Source organism: Chroococcidiopsis sp. (assembly GCF_051657925.1).
Lineage (GTDB): Bacteria > Cyanobacteriota > Cyanobacteriia > Cyanobacteriales > Chroococcidiopsidaceae > Chroococcidiopsis.
The window spans coordinates 1-8,389 of the sequence record NZ_JBOFLP010000070.1 but is presented as its reverse complement, the minus strand read 5'-3'; the positions used below and the strand labels follow the sequence as shown (position 1 = coordinate 8,389).

Below are 8,389 nucleotides of genomic sequence, written 5' to 3'. Positions count from 1 at the left end.
GCAATTAACCGCGACCGCATCACTGGGGCAAATATTACTACCTCCAATTCAGGAGTCAATGGCGATCGCAATTCTCCACTCTACGATTTAGATATAGAACAGCGTCAACCGTTAGAAATTAGGGTGACAGACATCAATCTGAGTACGGGAGAAATTCAAGAAACATATAGCGATCCAAAGAAAGAAAAAATCGTAGGACTTACTCGCAAGAAAATAGATCCAAGTCAGATTGACAGCGATTATCTATTACCAAATAGTGGTATAGTTTATGCTAGCCGTGACGATGCCTTACGCGATGATTCGTCGGCAAATGATTCTACCAATCGCAACGCAGATGTAGTGCAAAGTTCAACAGATACATCTGCGATCGCGCGGCTTGAAAGCCAGTTACTCAGTCCTACAGATTTTAAACTCGATCCTACCCGTCGCCCTAATGGTATTCGTTTAATAAATGGTAGTGACTTATCGCGCGATATTGATAATAGATATCGACCGGAAGAGAAAGGATTGATTTTAGTTTCCGATCTACCTGTCTATATCAAAGGCGATTTTAATCTTCATCAAACTCCATTAGGAACCAGATTAGAAGAGTTTCAAGAAACACTCGATCGGTCTAATTGGAGCAATTTTTATACTCGTAGATTAGGAAATCTTACTCCAAATTTTGCCTGTCGTCCTGGCAAAGCAGGATGTCCCGATCGCGATGGCGATACGTGGCGATCGGCTACTATTATTGCTGATGCTGTGACGCTGCTATCTAATTCTTTCAGAGATGGTTTTCGCAATCAGGGAGACTACGATCTTAACAAGAATACAGCCCTCCCTATCTCTCAACAAACTACGCCAGACAATCCTCAACAGCCTACGACAGAACGTGACAAGGTTTCCCAAAGTCGTAATAATCAAGGCTTTTGGGATAACAGCTTTGTTACGAGTTCTGATTGGTGGGATACAAATAGTAGCGGTAATCCATATCCTAATCAGAAAAATTCCGACGATAGTTATGTAGGTTCCTATTTAACTAACGGAGTCACACCCATACAGCGACGTACAACTTTTCCTGAATACGTCATGGAAATTTGTCGAAAGATACCTGTTGAAACTTGTCAAGAGGGTGATTGGAAGATTGGTTATGACCAAGGTAGGGATGAAAAATTAGATAATACCGAAATGAATAGTGCTATAAATCTCAGTAGTCCACCAGATGGAGGATACAAACCCGATCGACTTGGGGCAGGTACTACCGCTCGACCTGCTTTACAACCAGAAGATCGGCGCTATCCTCGGCGAGTGGCTTTTCAGAGGAATGATAACTTAAATAATCAAAACCAAAATCAAAATAGGAACCAGAATAATCGCCAGAATAATTTAAACGATCGGCAAAATAATCAGCCGAGTAATCTAAGCGATCGACAAAATAACCAACAGAATAATCAACAAAATAATTCAAACAACCAACCGAGTAATCCAGGTAACCAACAGAATAATCAACAAAATAATTTAAACAACCAACAGAGTAATCCAGGTAACCAACAGAATAACCAACAGAGCGATCGACAAAATAATCAACAACAAAATAATCAACAAAATAATCAACCAAACAATCAGCGACAAAATAACCAAGTTAGTGCTAATCAACTAACTCCTTTAGGAATCGATTCTCAAGGAAACGTAAAACAGTTTCGCTATGTTGATGGAAATAATAACGCTAGACCAGATGGATTACCTCGGCAAGTACCTAATGCATTATGGTTTAAAACAACAAATAATCCTGTCGATCCAACTCAAGGCGAATCCTATAGTCCAAATAATCTGCTGCTTATTAAAGAAGTCTCTAACGGTCAGCCGCTATTAGTCCCTGTTTTACAAATTCACAGTCCAGATGGTTTTCCCAGTGAAACCCTGGATCGAGGAAACCCAAATCGCTACGCCATCAACTGGTTGCAAACAGCCGAAGAAGATACAACCTTTAATGCCGTATTTATGGCTGGTAATAGTCCCAGTCGTCCTCAAGAAGAGTCAGCAGGATTGCCTAACTTCGTCCGTTTTCTAGAAAACTGGGAAAACAGGGTAGTCAACATCAACGGTAACTTTATTCAAATGCGGCGGAGTGCCTACGCTACAGCACCATTTATGCCGATCCGTCGTGACACGGCTGCTGAGTTGGCTACGGCAGATAACCTTAGCTGGTTTGACTACGCCATTAATAAATATCCCACTGGTGGCGCTAACAACGATTTACCAACAGGAACGCCACCATATTACAGCGAACCAGAACGACACTGGCAGTTTGATGTTGCTTTATTCTCCCAATCGTCAGACTTATTTGCCCAAGAGTTTACGACTCCATCGACAAGCCAGCCTAGCGAACTGCTAAGAGAAGTCAGTCGGGACGATCCTTGGGTGCAAACTTTGTTGTGTACAGCCATAGCCAGCGATCGCACTGGTAAAATTACGGCTACCTACACTCAATATGCGATTTTAGATAAAACTCAGCGTCCGGCAACTTGTCAAAACGATACACCCGATTATCCGGCAAACTTGAATTAGGGGAAATGGGAAAATATGGAGACAAAGGAGAATTATAGGAGTCGGGAGTCGGGAGTCGTAGGGGCGGGTTTTTTGAAGAGATCTGTCCGAGAACAAATAGTCTTTTTGTTAAACCCGCCCGTACGGGAGTCGGGAAAGAGAGCTGAGGGAGCTGGAGGAGAGAATAACACGTACCACGCATCGGGTTTCACCATCCTCGAAGCTTTAATCGCGATCGCAATTCTATCAATCTTGATGACCGCGATCGCGCCTGTTTTTGTCCTTGCTGTTGGTAATCGGCTGCAAGCAAGGCGAATAGAATTAGCAACTCAAGCAACAAAAACTTATCTTGCTGGAGTTAAGGCGGGAACGATTGCACCACCACAGCATATAGTTGTCTTAAATGAAGTCGATAGTAACAAAAATTTTAATTCTCAACGCGAACAATTTGTTGCCACTGCTCCTCCTTCTACTTCTGGTGGTTTGCGTTGTACGAATGTTACAGTTAGTAATTCTTATTGCTGGAACAATACGACATCGAGTTTATATTGCTTCGATTTAGATGGTGGCGGTTGTAGTAGCGATAGCGGACAAGATTTGGTCATTCAAGCTTTTCGCAGCGCCAGTTCTGCGGCTCAATCTATGGATAAAGCATATATATTGGGACTTCGGGTTTATCGTGCTGCTGGTTTTAGCGATCTGTCACCGCTGGTTGCTAGCGATCCTAATACTCAAAGAACGCAGTTGACTTTTTCGGGAGGGTTGGGTAATTTCAAAACACCATTGGTAGAAACAGCTACAGAAATTGCTGCAAATGAGTCGAGTATAAATGATTTTTGCGATCGCCTTGGGTGTGAGTGAGTCAAAAGTTAAAAGTTAAAAGTTAAAAGTCAAAAGTTAAAATATCTGTTTTTTGATTTGCTCTATTTTTATTGATAATAAGGTTGAACATGTTATATGCGTTATGGATTTTTTGATTTTTGTCGCGCGAAGACGCAAAGACGCGAAGCGGCTTCTCGTAAGAGTAGGGGCAAAGGAAGAAAAGAGAATAAGAAAACGAGAGGATTGGGTTGTAGTGGTTTTACTTTGATTGAGCTTTTGGTGTCGATTGTTATTTCTTCGATTGTTTTGAGTTCGCTGTTGTCTTTTATGACGAATATGTTGACTTCTGAGCGGAGAGAACAAGCGAAATCTAGTAGCGAACAAGAAATACAGTTGGCACTTGATTATATTTCTAGGGATTTACAAGAAGCTATTTATATTTATGATGCTGATGGAGTGCAGGCGATCGCTGACCAATTACCTCATGCTAGAGAAGCAGATAAAGTTCCCGTACTCGTATTTTGGAAGCCTACTTTTTTAGCTCAAGATCGTTCTGTTACTACGATAGATGGAAATACAACTACTGTTGGATGCTTGACTAAGTTACCTCGAACTGATGTCTGTAGTCAAAGAGATTATTTTGTTTATTCTTTAGTGATTTATTACTTAATTAAAGATCGTAATCCTGCTTGGTCGGGAGCAGCTAGAATTGGTAGACTCGAACTACAAGATGGAATTAGAGATTCTAATAATTCGAGAAGTTATCTGACAAATCCCTCTCCTGGTTTTCAATTATTCAATCTTTCTCAAGCGGGAACTCTCAAGGAGAAAATGAATGCTTGGCAAAAGGCAGATACAGCTTACAATCCTCAAGAAAATCCCATTGAAGTATTAGTAGATTATGTCGATCCGAGTCCGAGCGATCGCACGCCAAAGCCGTTAGATTGTCAAAATATTTCTTCTGCGGCTCAACTCGTTCCTGCTAATACTCAACTTGCTAATCCTTTACAAATAAATAGTTTTTATGCTTGTGTAGATGCATCGCGCAATTTAGCTCAAGTTTATTTGAGAGGAAGTGCGTTAATGCGTTTGGAGCAAAATGCTGTTTATAGTGACAGTCAGGCTGTTTATTTTCCTAGTTTAAATATACAAGTAAAAAGTCGCGGTACGACTAGTTCTAACTTTTAGATAAGCTGCTATTAACAGAGATGAAAAAACTCTTTTCCGACTCCCGACTCCCGATTCCCGACTCCCGACCCTGGCAAGTTAAATACAACTATAAAACATCTAACGCGGGATTTACCCTAATCGAACTCATCGTTGTAGTCATTATTATCGGAGTTTTAAGTGCGATCGCGGCTCCTAGCTGGGTGGCTTTTGTTGACGGTCGCCGTTTGAGTGTTGCTCAAGACCAAATTTTGCGCTCTTTACAGGCAGCACAAAGTAATGCTAGGCGAGATAAAGTGATATGGCAAGTCAGCTTTCGTGAAAACAACGGCGTAGCACAGTGGATCGTTCTGCCAGCAAGTACAAATCCGACCACTGTAACTTGGCAAAACTTAGATGCAGCGATTCGCATCGTCGATCCAATTGTGAATGCCAACGATCCCGATGGCACGACTTTAGAATTCGATCCAACTCATAATCTGTGGCGAATGCAATTTAACTATCGCGGAGAAGCAAATAGTCCATTAGGAAAAATTGCGATCGCCACTCGTAACGGCGGACAGCGCTGGAGTTGTGTTAAAGTCTCCACTCTCCTGGGCGCAATCCGATCGGCTAGCGATGAAAATTGTCTGAATTAAACGTCATTTGTCATTTGTCATTTGAGATCGTCGATGGGTAGTTGTTATTAGTTTTGACTTTTGGCTTTTGACTTTTTACTTACTCATTACCTCTGCTGTTTTTTCCCGATTTAGCTTCAAAATCAGCACGCCCAAAGGAGGCAAACACAGATCGATAGAGTATGGATGATTGTGATATTGCCATTCATCCGTCCATTTGCCACCTAAGTTACCCATGTTGCTACCGCCGTACTCGCGGGAATCGCTATTAAATAACTCTTGATAAAATCCTGCTTCGGGTACGCCAATTCGATAGTGGGAATGCGGTTGAGGAGTAAAGTTACAAACTGCGATCGCAAAATCCTCTGAATCTTTGGCGCGACGAATTAACGCAACTACGCTATGGCGATTGTCGCTGCAATCGATCCACTCAAACCCCGCTTCAGCAAAATCTTGGCTGTACAAAGCTGGTTCAGAGCGATATGTGTGGTTTAGGTCTTTGAAAAACTGCTTGAGCTGTTGGTGTGATTCATATTGCAACAACTGCCACTCTAAGTCACCCCAGACGTTCCACTCGCTCCACTGTCCAAACTCCATGCTCATAAACATGGTTTTTTTGCCGGGATGAACGAACATGAAGGTAAACAAGCAGCGGACGTTGGCGAATTTCTGCCACCTATCCCCTGGCATTTTGCCGATGATGTTACTTTTGCCATGTACGACTTCATCGTGGGATAGAGCCAACATGTAATTTTCGCTGTGGTGATACCACATGCTAAAAGTGACGTTATTTTGGTGGAACTGGCGGAACCAAGGATCCATGCTGAAGTAATCCAGCATATCGTGCATCCAGCCCATGTTCCACTTGAGATTAAAGCCTAATCCGCCCATATACGTGGGCCAAGATACCATAGGCCAAGCGGTAGATTCTTCCGCGATGGAGACGATGCCAGGAAAATAACTAAAAATAACGTGATTTGTTTGCCGCAGGAACTCTGCTGCCTCTAAATTTTCCGTGCCACCATATTGATTTGGCAACCATTCCCCTTCTTTGCGGCAATAGTTCAGGTAAAGCATTGAGGCAACGGCATCTACCCGAATTCCGTCGATGTGATACTTATCAAACCAGAACAAGGCGTTGGCAACCAAGAAGTTTCTCACTTCGTTGCGGCTGTAGTTGAATACTAAAGTTCCCCATTCTTTGTGTTCTCCCTTGCGCGGATCGGCGTGTTCGTAGAGGTGAGTCCCATCAAAAAATGCCAATCCATGTCCATCTTTAGGGAAATGACCTGGAACCCAATCAACAATTACCCCAATACCGTTTTGGTGGCATTGGTCAACAAAATACATGAAGTCTTCTGGCGTGCCATAACGGGACGTACAAGCATAATAGCCAGTGACTTGATATCCCCAAGAGCCGTCGAAGGGATGCTCTGCAATTGGTAATAATTCAATATGGGTGTATCCTAAATCTTTCACGTAGGGAATCAGGCGATCGCCAAGTTCTCGGTAGGTGAGGAAACGCGCCCCTGGTTTGAGTTCCGAGACAATGACGACGGCTTCTGTCTCCCCATTAGGCAACCTGGGAGGTTCGGCAGAGGAGGCGTGCAACCACGAACCTAGATGGACTTCATAAACGGAAATTGGCTGCGTTAGGGGGTCGGTATGGCGGCGTTTTTCCATCCATGCCAAATCGCTCCATTCATAAGCGTCTAAGTCTGTGACAATGGATGCGGTTTTGGGTCGGGGTTCTTGCTGAAAGCCGTAAGGGTCAGACTTTTCATAGATGTGACCATCGTTATTTTTTATTTCATATTTATAGCGATCGCCGACTTTGAGTTCGGGAATAAATATTTCCCATACTCCTGTAGCACCTTTGCGCATCTGGTGCTTGCGTCCGTCCCAATAATTAAAATCTCCAATAACTGACGCATTGCGTGCGTTCGGAGCCCAAACAGCGAAATAAACGCCTTGGACACCGTTAATTTCTGTTGAGTGCGCTCCTAGTTTTTCATAAATGCGGTGGTGATTGCCTTCCGCAAATAGATGCAGGTCAAAATCTGTCAAGCGAGGAGAGCGAAAGGCGTAGGGGTCGTAAATCACACGCTCGCGTTCTCCCTCCAAAATCCGCAACTGATAGTTTGCCAGTTCGGGAAGATCGAGCGTGCATTCAAAAAAGTGAGGATGATGCACGGTCTCCATCGGAAATTCTTTCCTTTCCTCTGGCAGTACCACCCACGCCGCACTCGCATTTGGTAAGTATGCTCGCACTGCCCAGACGGTTTTGCCTTCCTGTTCCACGGAATGAGCGCCTAGCACTTCAAAAGGATCTTGATGCTGGTTCCAAATAATTCGATCAACCTGTTCTGGTGCAATGGTGGTCATAGACATGCAGCTACCTACCTGGAATAAATTTACTAAACTCCTCTCGTCATACTTATACACATTCTTTACATTTATTTGCAAATGAGCAAGCAAAGCAACGGTATTTAGTCTGATTTTGTCTCAACCATAGGTAAGACTTTGGGGAGTCAGGGAAAAGGAGACAAGGAAGACAAGGGAGACAAGGGAGACAAGGGAGAAATTACAGGTTACTGGTCACTGGTCACTGATAACTGCTCCCTACTCCCTGCTCCCTGCTCCCTCAAATCGGCAAAAAAGGTAAAAAAGTACGAATTGCCTTTCGCAGTTGGAGTAGAAAAACGATTTCTCGGACTTGAGAGTTCAATGTAGGTGGTGCGGGACGGGTTTGTAATTTAGCTTGTAATTGAGCGTATTCAGCAGCAGTTAGAGGTTTTCCATCCACAGGCGATCGCGCTGTGAGAAAGATTTCCGTCCGCAAGACTTCTTCTGGTGTATCTTCTGGTGGTGGTAAAGCTAAGGCAGAGTGGGCGATCGCAGAGATTGTAAAAAACACGATGCCAACACCTAAAAATTGAGTTTGAAAGTGGGTTATCTCCTGACGTTTGCCAGCTGGCAAAAGCCCCATACTCTCTCTTTCTCCCTAAACTGCTACCAGAGTATTTATAGCATTTTGTCTGCCCTCCTAAGCACTACACCTAAGCACTACATATGTATGTACTTATTACTTATGTGACAAGAGAGCATATGTAATGCAAAAAGCGCCCCCCTTTTTGGGGAGGCGCTAGTTTCGTTAGAAGAGCGAATTAGCCATTGAGGGAAGGAGCTTCGACAGCAGCTAAGTCGAGGGGGAAGTTGTGAGCGTTGCGCTCGTGCATCACTTCCATACCCAG

6 protein-coding genes are annotated in these 8,389 nt (G+C 43.5%); 4 read left to right on the top strand and 2 right to left on the bottom strand.

Annotated features, from left to right (window positions below):
• The 4 genes from hpsA to ACRC32_RS05405 all read left to right on the top strand — a co-directional run.
• Positions 1-2,550 (top strand): hormogonium polysaccharide biosynthesis protein HpsA (gene hpsA, locus ACRC32_RS05420; RefSeq protein WP_438553032.1); only part of this gene is annotated, 2,550 nt, incomplete at its 5' end.
• A 15-nt stretch (positions 2,551-2,565) separates the two neighbouring features.
• Positions 2,566-3,390, top strand: a complete 825-nt coding sequence (gene hpsB / locus ACRC32_RS05415; protein ID WP_438553031.1) for a hormogonium polysaccharide secretion pseudopilin HpsB — start codon at positions 2,566-2,568, stop codon at positions 3,388-3,390.
• Between the two features lie 96 nt (positions 3,391-3,486).
• Entirely contained in the window at positions 3,487-4,539 is a 1,053-nt protein-coding gene (gene hpsC, locus ACRC32_RS05410; protein ID WP_438553030.1) for a hormogonium polysaccharide secretion pseudopilin HpsC, read from the top strand.
• Between the two features lie 20 nt (positions 4,540-4,559).
• Positions 4,560-5,156 (top strand): prepilin-type N-terminal cleavage/methylation domain-containing protein, encoded by a 597-nt coding sequence (locus ACRC32_RS05405; RefSeq protein ID WP_438553029.1) that lies wholly within the window; start codon positions 4,560-4,562, stop codon positions 5,154-5,156.
• A 75-nt stretch (positions 5,157-5,231) separates the two neighbouring features.
• Here the strand turns inward: ACRC32_RS05405 and glgB are convergent, their stop codons facing one another.
• On the bottom strand, positions 5,232-7,520 hold the full coding sequence (glgB, locus tag ACRC32_RS05400; RefSeq protein ID WP_438553033.1) for a 1,4-alpha-glucan branching enzyme: 2,289 nt from the start codon (positions 7,518-7,520) through the stop codon (positions 5,232-5,234).
• A gap of 259 nt (positions 7,521-7,779) precedes the next feature.
• Complete coding sequence (locus tag ACRC32_RS05395; RefSeq protein WP_438553028.1) at positions 7,780-8,124, bottom strand: hypothetical protein; 345 nt, start codon at positions 8,122-8,124, stop codon at positions 7,780-7,782.
• Positions 8,125-8,389 lie beyond the last annotated feature (265 nt).

Coding starts and splice junctions, on each gene's coding strand:
- ACRC32_RS05405 (WP_438553029.1), top strand. CDS start 4,560: ATGAAAAAACTCTTTTCCGACTCCCGACTCCCGATTCCCGACTCCCGA.
- hpsC (WP_438553030.1), top strand. CDS start 3,487: ATGCGTTATGGATTTTTTGATTTTTGTCGCGCGAAGACGCAAAGACGC.
- hpsB (WP_438553031.1), top strand. CDS start 2,566: ATGGAGACAAAGGAGAATTATAGGAGTCGGGAGTCGGGAGTCGTAGGG.
- ACRC32_RS05395 (WP_438553028.1), bottom strand. CDS start 8,124: ATGGGGCTTTTGCCAGCTGGCAAACGTCAGGAGATAACCCACTTTCAA.
- glgB (WP_438553033.1), bottom strand. CDS start 7,520: ATGACCACCATTGCACCAGAACAGGTTGATCGAATTATTTGGAACCAG.